Origin of the sequence: Pseudoalteromonas phenolica (genome assembly GCF_001444405.1) — a bacterium.
In the GTDB taxonomy this organism is placed as follows: Bacteria; Pseudomonadota; Gammaproteobacteria; order Enterobacterales; family Alteromonadaceae; genus Pseudoalteromonas; species Pseudoalteromonas phenolica.
In genome coordinates, this window is the sequence record NZ_CP013187.1 from 3734423 (window position 1) to 3756917 (window position 22495).

The window sequence follows — 22495 nt, forward strand, 5'->3', positions numbered from 1 at the left end:
GCAGACGATTTCATAAACCAAACAGTGCTTTCATGTAAGCATTTTTAAACCAGCAACATAACCACAAAAAAAGCTTCATAAAAAAGGCACTTTCACGCAATTAAACCGACATTCTTTAACACTACTTTAGCGCTGAAGTTTTTGCTCTATTTGAGTATTCACTTTAGCAATTGGACTGTGCTGACGTCAGGGAGGGCTTAAACAACCGAAATTGTCGGAGAACAAAATGAAATTACTGCGTGTCTTTGTGTGTGTTTTAGCTTTACTCAGCGCACACAGCAAAGCCGATACACTTAAAGTGATGGCTTATAATATTATGCAATTAAACGTGCAAGATTGGGATCAAGCAAATCGTGCACAGCGCTTACCAAACGTCATATCTCAATTAAGTGACAGTCCTGATGTTATTCTTATCAGTGAAGCCTTTAGCAGCCAATCAGAAGCTGCATTAGCACAACTCGCTCAACTTTATCCTTATCAAACTCCCAATGTTGGCGAAGACTGTAGTGGTGCTGGCTGGCAAAGCTTAACGGGTAACTGCTCGAATAGCCCCTTTGTGATCCGCGGTGGGGTGGTGATTTTATCTAAGTACCCCATCATTACGCAAAGAGCTCATGTGTTTAATCACAGCCTGACTGATAGTTGGGATTATTTAGCAAACAAAGGTTTCGCTTATGTTGAAATAGAAAAACATGGCAAACGTTACCACCTTATTGGTACACATTTACAAGCAACGCATGATGGCGACACAGAAGCTGAACATATTGTGAGAATGGGTCAATTACAAGAGATACAAGACTTCATTCAAAGCGAGCAAATTCCCACTTCTGAGCCGGTCATTATCGGTGGCGATATGAACGTAGAGTGGAGCAAGCAATCTGAAATTACAGATATGCTCGAAGTGGTTCGCAGCCGTCTAATTTTCAACACACCTGAAGTTGGCTCTTTCTCTGCAAAACACAACTGGTTTACCAAAGCTAACGCCTACTATTTCGACTACAGCTTAGAGTATAACGACACGCTCGATTATGTACTTTGGCATACAGAGCATAAGCAGCCGACCAATGCCCCAGAAATGTTAGTACGTTACCCAAAAGCAGAGCGTGACTTTTACTGGCGTTACCTACGCGGAAATTGGAACTTACCCTCTGGCCGTTTTTATCATGATGGATACTATAACGAGCTGTCTGATCACTACCCAGTGCAAGTTAACTTTGAATTTTAATAATAAAAGGAAGCCCTAAATGGCTTCCTTTTTTGTTCGCTTTTAATGCTGTTAGCATCTTGGGAAGTGATAAGACATATCATTCTTGAGCTTATCTACTCTCTTTTATTTAAGTTTATTCGCAACACGCATTAATTTTTGAAATTTAGGACACTGTAAATGATGCTCTGCAGGGCATTCTGCAACATGCAGCAAGCTATCTCGTGTGGCTTTTAAACGTGTAATTTGCTCATCTACCTCTTGTGCTTTGAGTCGCAGTTTTGCCCTATTTATTTCTAGCTGTGATTTCTCGCCAAACATGCCTGCTATTTCATCTAATGATAAATTAGCCAAGCGACCCAGTGAGATCAAAGTTAACTTTTCTAAAACTGCACCATCAAATTGGCGACGCAAACCCTTGCGTGCAACGGCTTTTATCAGCCCTCTTTGTTCATAGTATCTAAGTGTTGCAGCACTGAACCCTGACAATTTTGCAACCTCACCAATATCCAATGTTTTCTCTTTCATTGTGGCCTTGACTTAAAGTTAACTTTAAGTGGCATGCTATGAAAGTAAGATTAATTTTTCAACAGAGACACACTATATGAACCAAGAAATTTTCTTTTATATTTTACTTATAGGTATCGGTGCCACGGTCGCCATGGACTTATACGCAATTCTGATCAAAAAGCTATTTGCGGTCCCCTCTCTTAATTACGCACTGCTCGGTCGGTGGCTTTTACTCATGCCTCGCGGACAGCTCGTCCATCAAAATATTGCCGCAACACATTACGTAAAAGGTGAAGTATTCGTAGGGTGGTCAGCACATTATGCAATCGGTGTTATCTTTGCTTTTATATTTATCAATATCACAGGGCTAAGTTGGTTAAGCGCACCCGAATTGCTACCAATTTTGCTGTTTTCGTTTTTGAGCGTGTCACTTCCCTTTTTTATCATGCAACCTTGTTTTGGTATGGGCTTCGCTGCATCAAGGTTACCTTCAGCAAATCGAGCAAGGCTAAAAAGTATTTGCACCCATTTGGTGTTCGGGTTGGGGGTCTATGCGAGTGCCCTGCTAGTTAATTTATTTTAAAACTCACTTAACCGACATCTTTTAGGGCTATAAATACCCTTAAATCAATCTCTTGCCGCAATACAACAAGAAGTAATAAGCGAGGGGGTGGGTGTAGTAATTGGCTGTTACCCGCCGCCTTCCATTCTTTGTTTAAATAACCTGAACTTTTGAAAATAAGTATTCAATACTCAACAAGCAGAAGGCGAAGAACAATGAAAATCTTAATGATCACCGGTGATTTTGTAGAAGACTATGAAAACATGGTGCCGTTTCAAGCACTGCAAGCCGTGGGCTATCAAGTTGATGCTGTTTGCCCAAATAAAAAAGCGGGCGATGTGATTGCCACGGCTATTCATGATTTTGAAGGACATCAAACTTATACCGAAAAACCCGGTCACAACTTTACGTTAAATGCTGATTTTTCTGCAGCAAGTGCCGACGATTACGATGGGCTTTACTTACCTGGTGGTCGTGCACCTGAGTATTTGCGATTGGATGAGAATGTGATCGGTCTTATCAAAGCATTCGCTGACACTAACAAGCCAATTGCTTCTATCTGCCATGGCCCGCAATTGTTGTCGGCTGCTAATATCATTACAGGCAAGCGTATTTCTGCTTACCCGGCTTGCAAACCAGAGATTATACTTGCAGGCGCTGAATATGTGTCAGTAGAAATGGATCAGGCCGTCACCGACGGTAACTTAGTCACAGCCCCAGCATGGCCTGCACATCCTGAATTTTTAAAACAGTTTATCGCTCTATTAAATAAAGCATAACCAACGAGGAGCCATCACTATGTGCCAACTTTTTATCGGAGCCAACCAAGATTGTTGGAAGAACATCACACGTTCGCTACGTATTGATGGCGTCACCACTTCAATTCGTCTTGAGCATTTTTTTTGGCGTGTATTAGAAGAAATCGCCTTTAGAGACGACCTGAGTGTTGGGCAACTTATTACTCGTTTGTATCACGAGTCACTCGATGCCGATCATGATATAGGTAACTTCACGTCGTTTTTGCGAGTGTGTTGTGGCCGTTATTTATCACTGGCGGCTGATGGCGAAATAACCCGAGATGCACTCGACCCATTGGTTGAGGTAAATGCTGAAAAGTTACTTGAACGCGAAAAAACAGCGGCTGAAAAACGCAAAGCCCGTTTTGCCAAAAGTGATTCCAACCCGCATTAAAGTTGACTTGGGTATACCCCATACAAACAATTTGACTAGCGCTAACTTAATGTAGCTCCCCCTTCAAGTACAGCGCTCATTCCTGAAAGATAAGCTAGCATAAACAGGTCAATATGTAGGCACGGCTGTGGCACCCAGCATAGCCAAGACAAACACACAGAGGAAACCCTATGAAAATCATCAAAATCTTGATGTTACTCATTACCAGCTTGAGCCTATTCGATGCTCAAGCAACACTCATCAAAGTCGCTTCTCTGCCAAATTCCACGCCCCCAGGCAACATAGCAATCAGCCCCGAAGACCGAGTGTTTTTTAGTGTGCACGGTTTTTACGGTCATTCAGTAAAAGTCATGGAATTAGAAGAAAATGGCCAAGCAGTGCCATACCCAAATGAGGCTTGGGCACACAAACCAAACGAACTTGGTCAGGGCCTTAACGATGTACTGGGCTTAAATGTCGATCGCAGAGGCATTTTATGGCTGCTTGATGGCGCCACGCCAACGAGTAACGCGCGCTTAGTCGCTTGGAACACCCACACTGAGACTTTACATAAAATTATTTATCTAGGTTTTCCGGTCACCAATAATACGAGTTTCGTTAACGACTTAGCCATTGATTACAGCAACAACGCCATTTATATCACCGATGTAGGCTCAGCAAAAACGTCGGCGCTTATCGTAGTCGATCTCACGACAGGCCAAGCTCGCAGAGTACTTGAAGGCAGCAAATATACCACTCCTGAAAATCTTAATATGGTTATTGATGGCCGTGTTATCACGCTTGGCGATCAGCCAGCACGCATTGGCGCAAATCCGATTACCATCAGCCCTGATAATCGCTGGGTATATTTTGGCGCGATGAGTGGCTTAAGTCTTTATCGCATTGAGACAAAGTATCTTGCAGATAACACATTGACTAATTCTGAACTTGAAAGCCATGTCGTTCGCTATGGTAACAAGCCAATTTCAGATGGTATCACCGCCGATAATGCCGGTAATGTCTATGTAACATCAATTACCGACAATAGTATTGGCGTAGTAAAACCTGACGGTAAGTACTCTACGTTATATCAGGGTGAGCCTTTAAGCTGGCCAGACGGATTTGCAGTTGGTCCTAATAATCAAATCTATTTCACAGTTAATGAATTGCATAAATCACCCGTTTTAAACAAGGGCAAAGACGAAAGTAGCGGAAAGTTCGCGATTTATCGTTTTGACGCCATCGCCGAAGCAACGGTAGGACGATAGCAATTGAAATAACCAGTTCTGGCGCAGGTTTAGACACGTAAACAACTGCAAAGCATGCGTGACATAAAGTCGCGCCTACAAATATTACATTTCAATCGATATAAAATTAAGAGGCTCATTAACATTGTAATGAGCCTTAGCAGTAATCCGACTCAACCCTTTAATAAAATATTAATAAATTATAATGGGTTAAACGTTAATGCTCGAAGTAAGCTTCATTTAGTCAATACCATTTATCCGCCTAAATAGGTATTCTTCTTCAGACATCACCCAGTTCGAGTCATCCAAACTAATAGACACATTGTCAATAACCCCCAATGAGTCTCCATTAGTTGACTTAATTTCAAATGAAGCTGTTCCTTGTGGAATTGGTGATAAAGAGTTCAAATTATAACTTGATGAAATTGAGCGTGATTGAGGTAAGAAAGGCGAAAACTCATCTTGGTACTGGTCATAAAGGATCACTTGCCCCTCATCACTTACATACCCAATTTCAAGCCATTGAGTGAACTTTGTGGCATACTCAGTTGCTTCAATTGAGCCACTAACCTCAAATAACTCTCCATCATATTTATTAATATATCTTGCGGTGTAAGGGATCATTCCTTTGTTATGATAAACAACTGATTTTAAGGCATAGACAGAACCAGAAGGGACAACTAAACTGTCCGTTGAGCTACCCTCAACCGTTGTTTCCGTTGAAACCTCCTCTCCAACCGTTCTAGAAAATTCATGAGCAAGAGAAAACTCCCAACCAAATTTAACACCAGCAAATTTCCAAAAACTGACTTCTTTTTCTAGTGACACTCCCATAGATGTAGTAATGCCATTTGTATTTGACCAACTGTCTGTTATGCCATTTGTTTCAGAGTATGTAATAGTGAATGAACTGGATTGCTCTCTACTCGTACTGTTCGCAGCAATCGTTTCAGAAATATAAGCACTACTCTCAGACCAGCTGATTGATTCATCACCCCAATTAAGGTCATAAAACTCTAATTCTAGCGGTTTATAGACAACAGGCTGTAAACTATCTATCAGCAGTCCTGACTTGCCTTTTAATCCCGCAAGAGCTAAAGAATTGTTATAAGTAAACATGTTCCCAGCTCCACCGGAATAACCATTCTCCTTACCGAGCCATATATTTCTTTTATTGGTCATTAACTGGAGAACACTTACAACCTCAGTGTAAACATCGTAAGGGTTTGGGTGCCAATAAACAGACGTACCATAGATATACTCATCATAATCTAATTCAACAACATCCTCATCGTTGTGGAATTGACCCGTTTTTGAACTTCCACCATATAAGTAATCTAGCTTAATTCCCGAAATATATTTATCCCTGTACGAAACCGTAATTACCGATATTTTATCTCCAGGAATACTCTTTGAAAGACCCTCAGTTAGATCAAAGCCATTACCCCCAATACCCCCCAAGCTTGACCAGTAGTCCTTAGTTGCCAAATAATCGGTCACACTATTTGCTTGCACTCCCCCTACAAAAAACACACATATCAAAAAAGTAAATACACTTTTTACCATTTTTAATTCTCCTGATTATAAATTTGAAAAATGAATATTTAATTCATAAGCGCCATCAATTTCTGATATCAAGAAAGTTAATATTTTATTTCTAAAAATGAAGTGTTTCCGGGTATACCTAAAGCTTTCCATACATAGTTCTCAACCCATAAAATTAATAATAAACACTTTCAAAACTCAATAAAAATAACAACTTAATTCAACACCACCCTCTATCCTATGCCTTAGAAGTTATTTATAGAATTGCACACCAAGAAATTTACACAAAATTTACACAACTACAGTTGATAGGAAAAAAATCCTTACTAGACTAGTATAATTGCGATAATGTGAACAAAAGTAATAACTTCCCTTTGTTCCTGTTCTTCGCTTATTTTTGGATTATTTATTCAAGACCTAATACGTTTCGGTTATTAGGTGTGAAACTTGAGTAGCAGACAATGGGGAAAATAATGAAGACTGTTTCAATTATATTTTTAAGTTTTTTACTACTTGCTTGCGGGGGGAGTTCTAATGATGATACTTCCACAAGTGATGAGTTGAACAATACAGCACCGAATGCCGATGCTGGTAGTGATCAATCTATTGCCTTAGGTAACACTATCTCGTTAGATGCCAGTAACAGTAATGATGCCGATGGAGACACATTAACATTTTCATGGTCACTAACTACTCAGCCCACAAACAGTACTAGTACACTATCTAATTACGATTCAGCCACTATCAGTTTTACACCCGATATCATTGGAACTTATATTTTCACTCTTAGTGTCTCTGACGGTTCTGAAACGGCAACAGATACTGTACAAGTATCTGTTGTGTCAGTATCACCTGATACAATTGAAACACCAGCAGTTACGATAGGTGAAGGAAATACCGTCGTAAGTAACTTGTTTTCTCAAGGAAGTCGTGTCGCAGCAACTGGTGAAATCACTGATAATGACGGAGTGCTTTGGGCTGTTCCAGCTGATGTAAACTTCTCTGACATTAGCTTTCCTCTTGCCTCTGATCTATATAACCCTTATAACTCTGGTAATAGTTTCTCAACAGACTCGGAAGCTGTATCTGCACTGTCTAGCTCAAATATCGTGGAAATTGATGAAAGTGGCGAGCTAATTACGGCATATATTTTTGCCGATAACTACTTTGAGATGTATATAAATGGCATACCTACAGGAAAAGACCCGGTCCCTTTTACACAGTTTAATTCAAACATTGTTCAATTCAGAGTCGATGTACCATTTCAAGTAGCCATGTTGCTTGTGGACTGGGAAGAGAATCTAGGAACAGGCACAGAGCTAAATGGTAGCTCTCAATATCATCCTGGTGATGGCGGTATGGTTGCGGTTTTCAAAAATGAAGATGGTAATATTATTGGTGTAACTGACGGAACCTGGAAAGCTAAAGCAACTTATATAGCTCCTATCTCTGATACTAGCTGCCTGCAAAACTCAAATAATGAGAGAGATTCAAGCCTTTGCTCAACTGAAGCCCCCACAGAACTCACCAACATTATGGGACTACACTGGGCGCAAGATGCCAATTGGTTTACAGAAAGTTTTGATGATAGTGACTGGCCGTTGGCTTCAACTTTCACAAACGACACCGTTGGAGTTGATAACAAACCTTCCTACACTAATTTTACAAATATATTCGACGATACCAGTGCTGACGCACAGTTTATTTGGTCAAATAATATTGTCTTAGACAACGAAGTGCTCGTGCGTAAAACTATTGGTGATACTACAAACGTATCAAGTTCTTTATGTGATGTCGAAATGGTAGACAGTGCAACTGTTTTAAGTTGTTCAGGAGATTCATTAGTTGTAGAGTCTAAAGGCCGAGTTGATGAAAGCTATTACCCAATGATGGTAGGGATTAAAGAGGGGGGCTGGAATGGTCAATACCCAGCTGCCCAACCTTACACTGGCAACAATGCCTTTATTTTACCACTATCACCAACACTAGCAGACGAGCCAACAATCCAAATCAAAAATGCCGTGGGTATGGCGGTAAATGGGATACCGATTTTCTTTCCGCAAACACCTGGTGCAACTGGTGGTGCTAGTTGTGTACTTGAAACTGGAAGCGAAGGCTGTCTACGTGATGCAATTGAAGATGGTGAAATGGACAACTGTGGAGGCCATTCAGGCAGGGGAAACGATTACCACTATCACCAACTTACAAATACAAATGGCTGTTTAATTGATATTGTAGAGAGTGAATTTGGTGCGAATACACCTGTTGGGATTATGTACGATGGCTACTTGATTTATCCCAGAGTACTCGACGGTTCAAGTCAGTATGACTATACATATCAAGATGCTCTAGATGGCAGTGTTAATAGTGATTTACTATATATATATACCGATAAAATAAGTTTAACTGATAGCTGTGGTGGATATATATCATCAGATGGAACGCCTTACTATGCAGCGACTGACGACTTTCCATACATTACTAACTGCATGATTGGAGAATTCGACGCTAGTTCACCAGTGACAACTCAAGGAGCTTCATCTGATACAAGTACAACGAGTGGTGCAATTACTAACTATTATACTGAAACCCAAACAGATGGTGGACTATGCCATTATCTAGTTTTTGGCGGAGGACAAACCACGGAGTTTTGTGAATAAATGAGAGCTCTTTTATCACTATTTATATTTATAGCCGCCACTGATGTACTAGCTCATCAGTGGCATGTGCATACCCCTTCTGAGGTCAAATATTATGATCCTAAACAGTCACATGAGACAACACTTTATTTGTCTAAAGACAACCCTGCGACTATAACAGGATCCTTATGGATGAAAATAAACGGTAATTTTAGTGTGAATAAAAAAGAAGTTGATCAGATTGTTATTGAAGCATCCAGACAATTACAAAAAGACTTTCTTTTTTTTCAAGGCGCTGAAGCTTTGTCAGTAGATGTCGACTTTCCAATATTAAAGAGTAGCGGTCAACTTAGTAAAAAGGGCTATGAGCGAGTTATATTAAGCATTAAGCTAAACAGTACTCAACCGGTTTTCTTTGTATCACCAAAATCAACTAAAACTCTCAGAGTAGCGCAAGTAGAGAATGGCATAGCGATTTTCACAACCTTATCAGGCGGAGAAACCGCACGCCTATTCAATAACACTGTTAAAGGAAGTGTGCATTAAGCATACTTCCTCATCTTTTCTCATCTCGTAGCCAACTAAGGTCATTGAAACATTTCACCCATTTGATATTCAGATCAGGTGCTTATATTTGTGCACTAATAGTTAATCTGGTCTCGGGTTAAGAAGCGTACTAATAACTATCTGTAAAGTAGAAGTATTTTTCTAGATCTTCTACTGGAAGCTTTTAAAAATAAAAGATTGCAGCATAGCTCCGTTTAAAGCATATCAATCGGATGCTTTTTGCCCGAATAATAAAACAAGCAAAAACAAGTGCGACATAAAGCCGTTCCGACACTAAGCCCTTATGCATTTCAACTATCAACTGAAATAAGCAACGTAGGCATGAGTTTATCCTACGCAAATAACTGCAATATCAAGCGCGACATAAAGTTCGCGCCTACACTAAGCACTTGCCATATTTAAACCATCAACTGAAATAAACATTGTAGGCGTGGGTTTACCCCACGTAATTTGATAGAAGGCAAAAACAAGCACGGCATAAAACCGTGCCTACAAATACCTAAAAAACCGAGCGGATTACCTATTCTTCGGTAATCCTGTTAGGTCTAGTTTTAACACTTTAGAACGCCTTTGATAGTTATAAAGCGAACGCTTTTTATCAGGTAAGTCCTCAACACCCACACAATCAAAGCCTTGCTCTAAAAACCAATGAATACTGCGCGTTGTCAGAGCAAACAAGCTCTTATAGCCGATGCGTTTGGCTTTATTGATGACCGATCGAAGTAGAATGCTACCACGATCTGCATCGCGATATTGCGGATGCACCGCGAGACTCGCAAACTCACCCATTTTATCTTCATCAAATGGATAAAGTGCGGCACAGGCGATGATCACGCCGTCGCGGTCAATCACGGTAAACTGCTCAATCTCTATTTCTAGTTGCTCACGAGAACGGCGAACCAAGTAACCTTGCTCTTCGAGTGGTCGAATTAAGTTGATAATGCCATTAATGTCGCTAATCGTCGCACTGCGTAATTGTTCAGAGCTTTGTGGCGCGATTTGCGTACCTATGCCATCGAGAGAGAATAGCTCTTGAAGCAAAGCGCCATCTTCTTCATAGCTAACTAAGTGACAGCGGTGTACACCACCACGGCATGCATCAATGGCCGCTTGCAAAAATACCGAGGCACTCATACAAGTGGAGCTTTGCTCACGATGATGGGCTAATACCTGCTCCGCTTCATTTGGCATCAACTCAGCTAAAGCTTCGCCATTTTCGTCTAAGATCCCCGCTTCTTTACAGAAACCCAGCATTTTGTCTGCATTTAGTTTGAGTGCGACTTGGGTGGCAATTTCTTCTGCTGTTAGATTAAAACTTTCGCCGGTGACTGATGCGGTGATCGGGCCAAGTAATACAATACTGTTATTGTTCAACTGATGGCGAATTCCATCTACGTCAATACGACGAACTTTACCTGAATGGTGATAGTCGACACCATTATCAATGCCCAACGGTTGAGAGATAACAAAGTTACCACTGACCACATTAAGGTTAGAACCCGACATAGGGGTGCTGCTTAATGATTTAGACAAACGCGCAGTGATATCGAGCTGCATAGCGCCTGCAACTTGCTTAATAACCTTGAGTGACTCATTGTTGGTTACCCGTACATCATTATGAAACTGGGTAATTATGCCAGCATCACACAGAGCATCATTAATTTGAGGCCGCGCGCCAAATACCAATACAATCTTGATACCGAGACTCGTCAGTAACGCAATATCATTAATAATACTACGGCAACCAGGCTGATCGATCGCTTCTCCACCCAGCATAATTACGAATGTTTTACCTCTATGCGCATTTACATAAGGCGTTGATTGACGAAAACCGTCTACGAGTTCAGTTGTACGCACTTGCTGCTTACCTTTGTTCAACCATAAATGGATATTGGCTACAACTTTAAAGAATTATTATGCACAAATAAAGAATTAATATTCTTTATTTGTGCATTTTTTAGATTTTGAGGCTACATCAATCATTTGAAATAAATATTAATGAGGAAGAGAAATGAATCTGGCAACAGAGCAAAAATAAGGCTAAACAAGGCCATCAGCCACTGAGCACGACATACTCGCAATCAGCCTGTTAGAGATATAACTTTTAGTTATTGTTTTTAATGAACATATAAAAATAAAAAATAAATAGCTATCTATTAGTTTCTTTTACTGTATAGTGACCTTAGCTCAAACAGCGAGCTATTAATTAAATATATTTAGTTCAAATTCTTCTCAGTTTCTTTTCGATTCAGTTCGTCATATATACCCTGCGATTTTTTTCCTACATTACAGAATTAGTAGCTTTTCAAAATATTCACTCGTAGATAGAGGCATATATGTCAAATAAGACAACTGGTAAAGTAAAATGGTTTAATGAATTAAAAGGTTTTGGTTTTATCGCACCTGATAATGGTAGCCAAGATGTTTTTGTTCATTTCAAATCAATCGAAATTGAAGGTTTTAAAACTCTGACTGAAGGTCAAAGTGTTGCTTTCAATATCGAAAAGGGCGCTAAAGGCCCTCAAGCAAATAGCGTTACACTCGCGTAAGCTTTATTTGCTAAGGTGCTTTTACATTAAAAGCACCTCACATTTTAAGTACTTAGCTTTAAAGCACTTCTAAAATCACCTCTTGCAACGAACTGACTGCGATTATTTTTAAATCAAACCATTGATTTAATAAAGAATAAAATAATTTTTAGCAATACGATTAAAGACATCAAAACTAAGTAGTAAGTAAATAATCAGAACCACGGGTTACATGTACCATGCGTAAGACAAACCGAAGTAATAGTAAAAAAACGAAAAGAGTGAGTTTCGAAGATAAGCTGGCTCAGTTAGTTGGCGAATACCGCCAAGAGCAAGAGATACTTGAAGCGCTTGAAGAAGGCTCAACTGAATATAACGCTCAGAAAAGTAAATGCGATAAGCTTAGCGCTAATGTTAAACGCTTTGTGGAGAGACAGAAGTAACGCCTCGTTTTCGCCTTTATATTTATGTTCCATTTTGATTTATATAATTAAATATCAACATGGAAGCTTAAATTAAAGCGCATCAGAAATACCCTGAAAAACCAGCTAGCTTATAACCTAGCATGCCTGTTAAGTAATAGTATTTTTAAATTAGTTAAATCAAGACTCGATACTATCTACTTTCAAAGAAAACCATTAATACCATTTAAGAAAAATATGACACATAGATTTAATGGCTCAAATATTGAAGCCACACCACCGATTTCATCGATCTCTGTAAACAAACAAAATGTTGTTTATAAAGATCATTCAAATTTCAGAAAAGTAAGCCTTAGCAATACATTAGAAGCTAAGCAGTTTGTCACTTGGTTACTTACCATGTAACTCGTGAGTAAGCATACTCGTTGAGCGGCCACGTGCCCTATAGATATTAATCAAAAGACGCCAAATGCGCCTTTGTTTGTTGACACAAGATAATTAAGTAAACTCACTTTTTAGTCTTAAGTTTTTAATCACCTGGATATCTACCCAATGTTGTTTTCCTTCATAAACACGTTTGCCGCTTCCATTCACATGCCAATCGCCTCGAATAAAGAAAAAATATTTTCCATCAGGTGATAATTGAGGGGAGCTTTCCTGTTTTTCTGTATTAATTGTTGCTCCCATGTTTATAACTTTCGACCAAGTGCCATTTTGTTCTTTAAAACTAATATAGAGATCAGATTGCCCAAAACCCTCAGCTCGTTGCACACTCCAAATCAAATAAGACTCATCGGGCGCTATCATGGAACCCGCTATGTATTCTCCTTGATTCATATCGTCTCTTAACTTGATAGGCTCTTCATACTCCCCGTTGATAAGTCGAGAGTAATACAAAGCGCCAACAACACCTCGCTTTTTATATCCGGTAAAGTAATAAGTGCCACTCGCAGAAACCGATCTGCCATGGGCCATATGTTTTATGAACGCGCCAGGGCTTTTAAGCTCAGACCAGCCATTGCCATCGCGTTCTCTATACATTTTACCGATGAACATTTTGCTGCCATCGTAAGAAAACTGAGGCCAACGTAGATCGGTTTCTGACACCTTTCCCCACTGATTATTTTCTTTATGGATAACAAAGAAGCCTCGCTTTTTGTCTTCGCCAATCGCTCTAGTGAAGTAATACGATTTCATATCGGGCGTGAATGTACCGCTTTCAAACTCCCCATTTGGTGAAACAATTTTGGGCTCAAAGACTTTAGGTACTAAACCCGGCGGACACTCACCAAAATACGCATTTTCTTTTACATGGGGTGTGTCTTGTGTATGGCTAAAAACACTACCGCTTAGGCTTAAAAATAATATTGTAAGTAAAGTTAAATTCGGCTTCATGATTTGTCCTTAATGGTAATTTAAGAACCACCAAAACTAGCAGCTCAAATACAAAAAGCCTGACGTTTTGATGAATTGTGCCTGATTGTTGCTAATACTGTCTTATTAAGTGCGCACCACCACAAACTTACGATTCGAATTAATAGAGGGGTTACTTATAGAGTATTGTATTTATTGAATAAGTTTTTCTTTGTGTTTTAAGGATACACAGTTAAGAAGCCAATGAAAGGAAGTAGGTTATAAGCTGTTTTGATTTTGAATAAGCATAAAAAAGGCGCTTAACGCACCTTTAGTGTCTTGATTTCGAGGGGACACATGTCCCCCTAAAATTCTTTAATTACTCAACCGTTACCGATTTTGCAAGGTTACGAGGTTGGTCAACGTCAGTACCCTTGATAACCGCGACGTAGTAAGAAAGTAATTGTAGTGGAATTGTGTAAACCACTGGCGCAATCACGTCTTCTACGTGGTTTACGTTCATTACACGCATCGTGTCGTCAGACTCAAACGCGGTGTCTTTGTCTGCGAATACGTAAATGATACCGCCGCGTGCGCGCACTTCTTCAACATTCGACTTAAGCTTTTCAAGTAATTCGTTGTTTGGTGCAACCACAATGATTGGCATGTCTGCGTCGATAAGCGCTAAAGGACCGTGCTTAAGTTCACCTGCCGCGTAAGCTTCAGCGTGAATGTATGAGATTTCTTTCAGTTTTAGGGCACCTTCCATCGCGATAGGATATTGTGAACCACGACCTAAGAATAGTGAGTGGTGTTTATCGGCAAACTCTTCCGCTAAGCCTTCGATGCCTTCAGCCATGCTAAGCGCTTCTTCAAGCTTACTTGGTAGCGTCTTAATCGCATTCACTATCACGCTCTGATCACGACCTTTCTCTTGCGCGATAGAGGCTGTAAGCATTAACAAACCAACTAGCTGAGTGGTGAAAGCTTTAGTTGAAGCAACGCCAATTTCAGCGCCCGCTTTAGTCATGAATGCTAAGTCTGATTCACGCACTAGCGAAGAACCCGGCACGTTACAGATAGTCATTGAAGCCATGTAGCCTTGCTCTTTAGCAAGACGAAGTGCTGCTAATGTATCAGCCGTTTCACCTGATTGTGAAATCGTCACAAGTAGGCTGTTTTCGTGAACGAAAGACTCGCGGTAACGGAACTCAGAAGCAATCTCAACGTTACAGCTTACGCCAGCAAATTGTTCTAACCAGTAGCGGGCAACCATACCTGAATGGTAAGACGTACCACATGCGATGATCTGAACATGCTTCACATCTTTAAATATTTGTTGCGCGCTGTCGCCAAACGCGTCAATGGCAACTGTGTCATCTACCAGACGACCTTCAAGGGTATTACGAACCGCCATTGGCTGCTCGTAAATTTCTTTTAGCATGTAGTGACGGTATTCACCTTTGCCCGATGCATCTTGCGTGATGTTTGATTCAACCACTTCACGCTCAACTGGGTTGCCATCTTTATCGAAGATTTCAACCGTTTCACGGGTAATGCGCGCTACGTCGCCTTCTTCTAGGAAGATAAAACTACGTGTTACAGGAAGAAGTGCTAGTTGGTCAGAGGCAATAAAGTTTTCGCCAAGACCTAAACCAATTACCAGTGGGCTACCAGAACGCGCAACAATGATTTCGTTGTCGTTTGCTTTGTCGAACACGACTGTACCGTACGCACCTTCAAGCTGTTTAACCGCAGCCTGTACAGCCTCTAATAGCGTTGAATGCTGCTGACGAAGCTGATGGATTAAGTGCACCATCACTTCTGTGTCGGTTTCAGATAAAAATTCGTAGCCGTCACCTTTTAGTGCGTCACGAAGCTGTGAATGGTTTTCGATAATGCCGTTATGCACTAACGCAATTTCGTCACTTGAGATGTGCGGGTGCGCGTTTGCCTCTGTAACACCACCGTGTGTTGCCCAGCGTGTATGTGCAATACCTGTTGTACCTTTAACACCCGCATCTGTTAATGCTGTATCTAGGTTGGCAACTTTGCCCACAGCTTTAACTGTGTTTAATTCGCCGCTTAAGCTCAGTGCTACACCCGCTGAGTCATAGCCACGGTACTCAAGACGCTTAAGGCCTTCGATTAGGATTTTATTTACTGGACGTTCTGCTACCGCCCCAACAATGCCACACATAGTTGCTCCATTTTTGCATGTTGTTTACCCGTTACTCTCATACTTTAAAGAACAGCAAAATTGGCTGTAATTCCAAGTAGCTTGAGTATAAATTTAGTTGATGTACATAATTCAGCCACTGATAAGTAGTTGAATTATTTGCACGTCATCAGACTAATTGGGTTGTTGTCATAATGATTAGTAAATTCAGGTGTTGTCGTCTGAATTTACTAAGCCTCTGCACAGATCAGCTGTACGCCTTTTGCCTCGATCGCCTTGCGTGTATCATCTGCAAGGAGGTTGTCGGTGATCAAGGTGGTTACTTGCTGCCATGGCAGTTCTAAATTTGGGATCTTGCGGCCAATTTTTTCTGACTCCACCAGCACGATCACTTCTCGTGCTGACTCGGCCATCACTTGGCTCAAGCCCACTAATTCGTTGAATGTAGTCGTACCTCTTTCAACATCGATGCCATCAGCACCGATAAATAACTGGTCAAAATCGTACGAACGTAAAACTTGCTCTGCCACCTGCCCTTGAAATGACTCCGAATGTGGATCCCACGTTCCTCCGGTCATCAAAAGAGTTGGCTCATTTTCTAAAGATAACAAACGATTAGCGATATTCATCGCATTGGTCATGACCACCAAACCGCGCTTCTTAGACAACTCTGGGATCATCGCTGCCGTTGTACGGCCGCTATCGATAATGATGCGGTTATGATCCTTTATCAACGCTGAAGCGGCTTTTGCAATTGCCATTTTGCGAAGCGTATCGCGTTTTTCATCGCCTTTTGTCACGATTTCTTTTGGTAATGCAATCGCACCACCATAGCGACGCAATAATAAGCCACTCTTTTCAAGAGCGGTTAAATCCTTTCGGATCGTAACTTCTGAAGTTTCAAATTCTAAAGCAAGTGCTTCGACACTCACTTCACCGTGCTGATTCACACGAGCAAGAATGGTATGGCGACGTTGTTGCGTGTTGCGTTTGGTCATAATCCGTGATCTTTGCAGGTTGATAAGTTTCGTTTCGTAACTTTTACGAAAGTTTAAACGAAACCTTTACTATTGAGCAAGTTTTAATTGATCGATTTTTATTCTAGTAATAAAAAATTCAATATGAAGTAAAAAATGATGTGTTTTAGGGAAAAATGGCTTACTTGGGCATAAAAATCAGTAAGCCATCGAGTAGGAAATAGGTACAAAGTAATGTTTATACTGTTTAATTCGGTTATTAGATCCCAATTAATGGATCCCTGTTAATGGGTTCCAATTAATGGATCCCAGTTAATGGGTTAAATGCACCATCATTTTGCAACGCTCACTTTTAGCGTTACCAATCATCTCGTCATAGGCAGTTTCCATTTCAAAAATCGCACTTTCAGCGCCAAGTTCTGCCAAAGTCACTTCGGCTTCGCGCATTGAGTTAAAGGTTTCAGTGCCACCCTTTCTATCCTCTAGTAAGTAATAATTACCTTGCGTATCAACGCCACCCGCAAGGTAATGATTAGAGTCGGCATAACTTAAAATAACGGCGACTAGGTTTTGCTCTTCAAACTGCATTTTCAATTCGGTTGCTTGCATGACTCACCTCTGACCAACAAGTATTATTTGAGTGTAGTTATTAAACGAAGCAAACGCAGCTTTTGTTCACTTTTTACTCAACCTTGTTATTCATAACGTAAGATTTCTGATGGGCGTGCACTGGCCGCTTTCAATGCCAACGCTGCAACAGTAAGCCAAGTGAACACAGCCACTAATAGACCAGCCAAGCCATATACCCACATGGTTTGCTCAATACGGTCGTTAAAGTCTTGCAGCCAGTTGTTCATGAGCCAATAAGCAAATGGTAAGGCGATTACCGCTGCTGCAAGCACTATGCTTAAAAACTCGCGAGCGATCAGATTCACTAAACTGATGCGTGTTGCACCAAGCACCTTTCGTATTGCTAATTGTTTTTGCTGACGTTTTGCAGCAAATGCCGCGAGTCCAAATAAGCCTAAACAACTTAAAAGCATAGCCAGCACAGAGAAGTTTCGAATAAGCACAAATAAGTCTTGCTCGACGCGATAAACCTTAGCCAAGTCTTGCTGCATTAAGCTAAATTGCGGATCGGCGGTTAAATTAAACTGTCTTAGAAGCTGGCGTAACTGATTAAGTAACTTAGGAAAGTTTGCTTGCTCGGTACGCACAACTAATCTAACCGTTGATTGCGAGCTATATCCTGCTGAAAATGACACAGGCAGCCAATCATCTTTTGCCGACCCCACTTTGATGTCTTTTACCACACCGACAATAGTTGCATTAATATTGCGATAAAGACCCTGAACTTGCAGTCCCACCACTTCACTCACATTGTCATAGCCTGCGCGTTTGGCCATTTGTTCGGTCACCAAAATAGCCATTGCCTGAGGTGCTTCTTCATCTGATTGCTCACCTGCGGCTTCATTGACATAGTGCAGCCAATCGCTCTGAAATTCTGGTAAAAAGTCTCGGCCAGCGAGTAGTGTTAAACCCAAGGTTTCGACGGCATGAAAGCCTGTGCCTATGGTCGGTGGCAGTTCACTTTCTTCATAACCGTTTGGCCAACGGAAGTAAAAGCTTTCTAAAATGCTGTCGGTTAAGTCAGTATCGGTTGTTGTCACTTGAGTAACGCCTGGCAGCGCACGGATTTCATTGAGTATTGCATGCTCTTTTGCCATCAATTGCTTGCTGCTTAAATCGTGTATCACGATGCGATCAGTAGTGTCATAGCCTACCGACAAGCTTTGTAAGAACGACAGCTGCTGTAAACTCACCAAAGTACAAACAATCAAGGCCATTGCCATCGCAGACTGAAAGACCAATAGTCCTTTTCGCACCAGTTGGCCTGCTTTTAATTGCCCAGCAAGCAGGGTGTTTAGCGGCGCGCGTGCGACACAATGTGCAGGGTAAGCACCTGAAATAATTGCTAATAAAATGGTTATAGCCATGATCACCGCAAACTCTGAAACTCCCCACACTAAGTCAAGCGGTCGATTTGCAAAGTCACTAAAGCTTGGCAAAAGCAGTTCAACCCAACACACCGCAAGTAATGCGGCACACATCACCATCAATAAGGCTTCTAACAAGAATTGGGCTATGAGCTGACGCTTGCTCGCCCCCAAAGTCTTACGCATGGCGATCTCTTTGCTGCGATACAGCAATTGCGACACCGCTATATTGATGTAATTGGCTGCGGCAATGGCGAGTAATAAAACACTCAGTGCCACACTCAACGTGACTAAAAAAGCAGAACCGCCCGTTTTTAACTCAAATGGCGAATGGGCTTTAAAGTAAACCTCTCGCATAGGCACTAAACGATATTCAAGCTGACTGTTTTTGAGTTGGTATTTTTCAATGAGTCGATCAGCTAACTGCTTTTCTATCGATTTTAAGTCAGCATGTTGTTGAGTTTTGAGGTAGATATAGCTAGAAATGTCGCTATGTTCTGTGAAATCGATGGGCACTAAAGCGTGAAACAAAAAGTGACTATTATCAGGTAAGTCTTCAAAAATAGCTTTAACGGTAAAGCGTTTTGCCTCGATCAGTATCGTTTGCTCGAGTGCACCTTCTGCACTGCCAAATAGTCGCTCTGCTTCACTGCGACTCAAAGCAATCTGCTGAGGTGCTGAAAGAGCCGCTTCAAGGTCGCCTAAAATCACAGAGATATTTACAAAATCACGAATATTCTTGGCTGTACCGTACAGGTTGTTTAGCTTAAATGCCTGATCAGCAATTTTGATATGCTCAGATAACAAGTCACTATCAACCACATCGGCGAGTATAAAAAGATCGGCAACATCACTTCGTGTTGTTAAAGTTTGCGCTATGTTCACCATAGTCAGTGGAATTTCTTCTAACCCTGGTACATTCACATCAACATGCAAACGATATACTTGCTGATGATCGGGCTGCATCTCATCAAACGACAATTCATACTCAGCAAATAATGCCACCAGAAGTGCAGCCGCCAAGCCAATACTTAACCCAAAAACATTCAATAACGAGTACAACTTATGTTGCTTAAATACTCGAAATGCTGTTGTTACATGTGATATCAACATATCTCACCCATTAGATCTTGCTCTCACCCAAAAATGGCCTATCAGTTACACCGATAGACCATAGCTTTGGCTAGAAACTCAATTTATTCATATCGTAGAATTAACGAAGGACGCGTACTGGCGGCTTTGAATGCTAAGCTTGCCACAGTGACCCAAGTGATACCTGCAACCACTACAGCAGCAATACCATATACCCAAACAGCTTGGTCGATGCGGTCGTTAAAGTTGGCTAACCAGTCACCAACCAGTAAATAAGTTACTGGGTAGGCAATGGCGATACTCACACCGACTAACACTAAGAACTCTTTCGCTAAGATGTTCACAATACTGATACGTGATGCGCCTAGCACTTTGCGCACCGCCACTTCTTTTTGACGACGCGCCGCAGAGAATGACGCCAAACCAAACGTGCCTAAACAAGTTAAGAACACCGCAAGACCTGTAAAAATAAGCACCACTTGAGAGATACGCTCATCGCCTTTTAACACCGCTTTATAACTGTCAGATAGTAAGTTGATCTTCGGTTCAAACACGTTAGCGTGCTGCGCTAAAATCTCAGCGGCTTGCTGTCGAATACTCAATACATTTTGTGGGTTTACCGTTAACACCACTTCTGAGGTAGGATTTAAGTAATTGAAGCCAAGCAGGAACATGATGTCTGTATTGGCATTTTGTGCATTACCGATTTTTACATCAGCAACGACTCCAATCACGCGCATATCAACATTACGACCTATATCTTTGATTGATTTACCTAAAATATCGGCAACATTGGTAAAGCCTGCTTGCTTTGCCACCGTTTCAGTTACAATTGTGCCAACATATGTGATGCCATCAACTCTGTTCGCCCAATCACCAGCAAATTCACGACTAAAGTCACGCCCAGCAAGTAATTCTAAGCCTAGGCTTTTAACAACTTCAAAACTAGTACCAACCACTGGAGTTATGCCGCCAGACTCTTCGCCGTTTGGCCATGTTGGTCTAAGCGTATTATTGATTGAGCGAGTCAATTGCGTGTCGATAACGCCCAGATGTTGCACTCCTTCAATCGCAAGTAACTTATTGACGACCGCACTAGGCTGTTGAGTAAACACCTCTCCAACTGGCACTTCAGAAATAACCAGACGCTGTGCAGTTTGGTAGCCTAGTGGTAGGTTTTGTAAATGCGATAATTGCTGAAGTAATGTAGCAGAGCCAATAATCAACCCTATTGCCAAAGAGGCTTGAAAGGTAAGTAAGCTTTTACGAACCCAAATCGCAGTACTGCCGCGCTGTAGATCACCACTTAATACGCGTTTGGCACTGAATGATGAAATGAAGAACGCTGGGTATAAGCCTGCCAATACACCAACCGCAATCGCGACAATTGCAATACCCGCACCAAAGCTTGATACATAGTTAAGCACTAATTCACGATCGACTAGACTATTAAAGCTTGGCATAACCAATTCAACTAACACACAAGCTAACACCATAGACAACACTGCAACTAACACAGATTCAGACAAAAACTGGCTTACTAACTGGGTTTTGCTCGCGCCTAGTGCTTTACGAACGCCCACTTCTTTCGCACGCTTCGTCGATTGCGCAACAGTCATATTGATAAAGTTAAAACTCGCAATCAAAACAAGTAAAATACTTAAGCCAACACAGATGGTTACCACTTGCTTAGTACCACCCGCTTTCATCTCAAATGGAGATTTAGCGGTTAAATGTAAATCGAGTAAAGGGTGTAGCTCAACAAACATCTTACCTTTAAAATCACCGGTAAATGCCTGCTCAGTCAATTGCTTTTCTAGCGCTGAAATATCAGTGCCAGCTGTCAATTTTAAATAAACATAATGAGACGATTGAAATAGGTTTTCAGAAATATGCTCTGCATACACTAAAGCTTGAAAACCAAAATGTGTGTTATCTGGTAAGTCGGCAAAAACCGCTTTCACTGTATAACTGCCTTTTGCATGGTTTAAGGTCTCACCAACGACATTCACAGTACCGAAAATGCGAAGCGCTTCAGATTCGCTCAACGCTAAGCTATTAGGTGTACTCATGGCTTCTTTGATGTTTCCAGCAAGCACATCCATGGCAATAAAGTCTTCAATATTCGCGGTTGCAGCATAGAGATTATTAAGCTTAAACCCTTGATTATTGTGCTTCACATCTACTTCAGCTTCACGAGTAAACTCCACCATTTTTAGCGCAAATACATCTTCTACTTGGCTAAAATCTAATGCTTGTGTGCCCCGTGTATAATTATAAATAGGGATGGTACTCAAACCCAGTCTTGAGTAATCTTGAGCCACACGATAAACACGATCTGCATTAGGCTGGTGCTGATCGAACGACAGCTCATTTTTCGCAAACAGTGCCACTAAAATTGCGGCAGCAAGACCCACACTCAAGCCAATCACATTTAATAAAAAATGCTGTTTTTGTTGCTTAAAGGCACGAAGTGCCGTGATTAAGTAATTAACTATCATAA

The 22495-nt window shown here is 41.1% G+C and carries 19 protein-coding genes; 10 read left to right on the plus strand and 9 right to left on the minus strand.

Features of this window, described 5'->3' with window-relative positions; translation table 11 throughout:
- Positions 1 to 226 precede the first annotated feature (226 nt).
- Positions 227 to 1225: a sphingomyelin phosphodiesterase gene (locus PP2015_RS16830; RefSeq protein ID WP_058031402.1), complete on the plus strand. Its 999-nt coding sequence runs from the start codon at positions 227 to 229 to the stop codon at positions 1223 to 1225.
- A 105-nt stretch (positions 1226 to 1330) separates the two neighbouring features.
- Here the strand turns inward: PP2015_RS16830 and PP2015_RS16835 are convergent, their stop codons facing one another.
- Positions 1331 to 1732: a helix-turn-helix domain-containing protein gene (locus PP2015_RS16835; RefSeq protein WP_058031403.1), complete on the minus strand. Its 402-nt coding sequence runs from the start codon at positions 1730 to 1732 to the stop codon at positions 1331 to 1333.
- A gap of 76 nt (positions 1733 to 1808) precedes the next feature.
- Between PP2015_RS16835 and PP2015_RS16840 the strand changes: the two genes are divergently transcribed.
- The 4 genes from PP2015_RS16840 (at position 1809) to PP2015_RS16855 (ending at position 4714) form a co-directional block, all read left to right on the plus strand.
- Positions 1809 to 2297 carry a DUF2938 domain-containing protein gene (locus tag PP2015_RS16840; RefSeq protein WP_058031404.1) on the plus strand — a complete coding sequence of 163 codons (489 nt, stop codon included), beginning with the start codon at positions 1809 to 1811 and terminating at the stop codon, positions 2295 to 2297.
- 194 nt (positions 2298 to 2491) lie between these two features.
- A complete protein-coding gene (locus tag PP2015_RS16845) occupies positions 2492 to 3055 on the plus strand; it encodes a DJ-1/PfpI family protein (RefSeq protein WP_058031405.1) in 564 nt (187 codons plus the stop codon).
- A 19-nt stretch (positions 3056 to 3074) separates the two neighbouring features.
- Positions 3075 to 3467 (plus strand): ribbon-helix-helix domain-containing protein, encoded by a 393-nt coding sequence (locus tag PP2015_RS16850; RefSeq protein WP_058031406.1) that lies wholly within the window; start codon positions 3075 to 3077, stop codon positions 3465 to 3467.
- 170 nt (positions 3468 to 3637) lie between these two features.
- On the plus strand, positions 3638 to 4714 hold the full coding sequence (locus PP2015_RS16855) for an L-dopachrome tautomerase-related protein (RefSeq protein ID WP_058031407.1): 1077 nt from the start codon (positions 3638 to 3640) through the stop codon (positions 4712 to 4714).
- Between the two features lie 219 nt (positions 4715 to 4933).
- Here the strand turns inward: PP2015_RS16855 and PP2015_RS16860 are convergent, their stop codons facing one another.
- Positions 4934 to 6259, minus strand: coding sequence for a jacalin-like lectin (locus PP2015_RS16860; RefSeq protein WP_058031408.1), 1326 nt, complete (start codon positions 6257 to 6259; stop codon positions 4934 to 4936).
- Positions 6260 to 6711: 452 nt separating this feature from the next.
- Here PP2015_RS16860 and PP2015_RS16865 point away from each other — a divergent pair, with 452 nt between their 5' ends.
- Positions 6712 to 8898: a YHYH protein gene (locus tag PP2015_RS16865; protein WP_058031409.1), complete on the plus strand. Its 2187-nt coding sequence runs from the start codon at positions 6712 to 6714 to the stop codon at positions 8896 to 8898.
- A complete protein-coding gene (locus PP2015_RS16870) occupies positions 8899 to 9423 on the plus strand; it encodes a hypothetical protein (RefSeq protein ID WP_058031410.1) in 525 nt (174 codons plus the stop codon). It begins immediately after the preceding gene.
- A gap of 537 nt (positions 9424 to 9960) precedes the next feature.
- Here PP2015_RS16870 and argA read toward each other — a convergent pair.
- A complete protein-coding gene (gene argA, locus PP2015_RS16875) occupies positions 9961 to 11301 on the minus strand; it encodes an amino-acid N-acetyltransferase (RefSeq protein WP_058031411.1) in 1341 nt (446 codons plus the stop codon).
- Positions 11302 to 11780: 479 nt separating this feature from the next.
- On the opposite strand from argA, the gene PP2015_RS16880 reads away from it, so the two are divergent.
- From PP2015_RS16880 to PP2015_RS21920, 3 genes are all read left to right on the plus strand, one after another.
- Positions 11781 to 11993, plus strand: coding sequence for a cold-shock protein (locus PP2015_RS16880; RefSeq protein WP_058031412.1), 213 nt, complete (start codon positions 11781 to 11783; stop codon positions 11991 to 11993).
- Between the two features lie 218 nt (positions 11994 to 12211).
- Positions 12212 to 12415, plus strand: coding sequence for a hypothetical protein (locus PP2015_RS16885; RefSeq protein ID WP_058031413.1), 204 nt, complete (start codon positions 12212 to 12214; stop codon positions 12413 to 12415).
- 216 nt (positions 12416 to 12631) lie between these two features.
- The gene (locus PP2015_RS21920) at positions 12632 to 12799 is read left to right on the plus strand and encodes a hypothetical protein (protein WP_157599098.1); all 168 of its coding nucleotides are present in this window, start codon (positions 12632 to 12634) and stop codon (positions 12797 to 12799) included.
- A gap of 93 nt (positions 12800 to 12892) precedes the next feature.
- Here the strand turns inward: PP2015_RS21920 and PP2015_RS16890 are convergent, their stop codons facing one another.
- The 6 genes from PP2015_RS16890 to PP2015_RS16915 form a co-directional block, all read right to left on the minus strand.
- Complete coding sequence (locus PP2015_RS16890) at positions 12893 to 13789, minus strand: PD40 domain-containing protein (RefSeq protein WP_058031414.1); 897 nt, start codon at positions 13787 to 13789, stop codon at positions 12893 to 12895.
- 337 nt (positions 13790 to 14126) lie between these two features.
- A complete protein-coding gene (gene glmS, locus PP2015_RS16895; protein ID WP_058031415.1) occupies positions 14127 to 15947 on the minus strand; it encodes a glutamine--fructose-6-phosphate transaminase (isomerizing) in 1821 nt (606 codons plus the stop codon).
- 209 nt (positions 15948 to 16156) lie between these two features.
- Entirely contained in the window at positions 16157 to 16924 is a 768-nt protein-coding gene (locus PP2015_RS16900) for a DeoR/GlpR family DNA-binding transcription regulator (protein ID WP_058031416.1), read from the minus strand.
- A gap of 291 nt (positions 16925 to 17215) precedes the next feature.
- Positions 17216 to 17512 carry a DUF6482 family protein gene (locus tag PP2015_RS16905; RefSeq protein ID WP_058031417.1) on the minus strand — a complete coding sequence of 99 codons (297 nt, stop codon included), beginning with the start codon at positions 17510 to 17512 and terminating at the stop codon, positions 17216 to 17218.
- Positions 17513 to 17598: 86 nt separating this feature from the next.
- Entirely contained in the window at positions 17599 to 20013 is a 2415-nt protein-coding gene (locus PP2015_RS16910; protein ID WP_058031418.1) for an ABC transporter permease, read from the minus strand.
- Between the two features lie 83 nt (positions 20014 to 20096).
- Entirely contained in the window at positions 20097 to 22493 is a 2397-nt protein-coding gene (locus PP2015_RS16915; RefSeq protein ID WP_058031419.1) for an ABC transporter permease, read from the minus strand.
- Positions 22494 to 22495 lie beyond the last annotated feature (2 nt).

Coding starts and splice junctions, on each gene's coding strand:
- PP2015_RS16910 (WP_058031418.1), bottom strand. CDS start 20,013: ATGTTGATATCACATGTAACAACAGCATTTCGAGTATTTAAGCAACAT.
- PP2015_RS16865 (WP_058031409.1), top strand. CDS start 6,712: ATGAAGACTGTTTCAATTATATTTTTAAGTTTTTTACTACTTGCTTGC.
- PP2015_RS16855 (WP_058031407.1), top strand. CDS start 3,638: ATGAAAATCATCAAAATCTTGATGTTACTCATTACCAGCTTGAGCCTA.
- PP2015_RS16870 (WP_058031410.1), top strand. CDS start 8,899: ATGAGAGCTCTTTTATCACTATTTATATTTATAGCCGCCACTGATGTA.
- PP2015_RS16850 (WP_058031406.1), top strand. CDS start 3,075: ATGTGCCAACTTTTTATCGGAGCCAACCAAGATTGTTGGAAGAACATC.
- PP2015_RS21920 (WP_157599098.1), top strand. CDS start 12,632: ATGACACATAGATTTAATGGCTCAAATATTGAAGCCACACCACCGATT.
- PP2015_RS16890 (WP_058031414.1), bottom strand. CDS start 13,789: ATGAAGCCGAATTTAACTTTACTTACAATATTATTTTTAAGCCTAAGC.
- PP2015_RS16880 (WP_058031412.1), top strand. CDS start 11,781: ATGTCAAATAAGACAACTGGTAAAGTAAAATGGTTTAATGAATTAAAA.
- PP2015_RS16860 (WP_058031408.1), bottom strand. CDS start 6,259: ATGGTAAAAAGTGTATTTACTTTTTTGATATGTGTGTTTTTTGTAGGG.
- PP2015_RS16900 (WP_058031416.1), bottom strand. CDS start 16,924: ATGACCAAACGCAACACGCAACAACGTCGCCATACCATTCTTGCTCGT.
- glmS (WP_058031415.1), bottom strand. CDS start 15,947: ATGTGTGGCATTGTTGGGGCGGTAGCAGAACGTCCAGTAAATAAAATC.
- PP2015_RS16830 (WP_058031402.1), top strand. CDS start 227: ATGAAATTACTGCGTGTCTTTGTGTGTGTTTTAGCTTTACTCAGCGCA.
- PP2015_RS16915 (WP_058031419.1), bottom strand. CDS start 22,493: ATGATAGTTAATTACTTAATCACGGCACTTCGTGCCTTTAAGCAACAA.
- PP2015_RS16905 (WP_058031417.1), bottom strand. CDS start 17,512: ATGCAAGCAACCGAATTGAAAATGCAGTTTGAAGAGCAAAACCTAGTC.
- PP2015_RS16885 (WP_058031413.1), top strand. CDS start 12,212: ATGCGTAAGACAAACCGAAGTAATAGTAAAAAAACGAAAAGAGTGAGT.
- PP2015_RS16845 (WP_058031405.1), top strand. CDS start 2,492: ATGAAAATCTTAATGATCACCGGTGATTTTGTAGAAGACTATGAAAAC.
- PP2015_RS16840 (WP_058031404.1), top strand. CDS start 1,809: ATGAACCAAGAAATTTTCTTTTATATTTTACTTATAGGTATCGGTGCC.
- PP2015_RS16835 (WP_058031403.1), bottom strand. CDS start 1,732: ATGAAAGAGAAAACATTGGATATTGGTGAGGTTGCAAAATTGTCAGGG.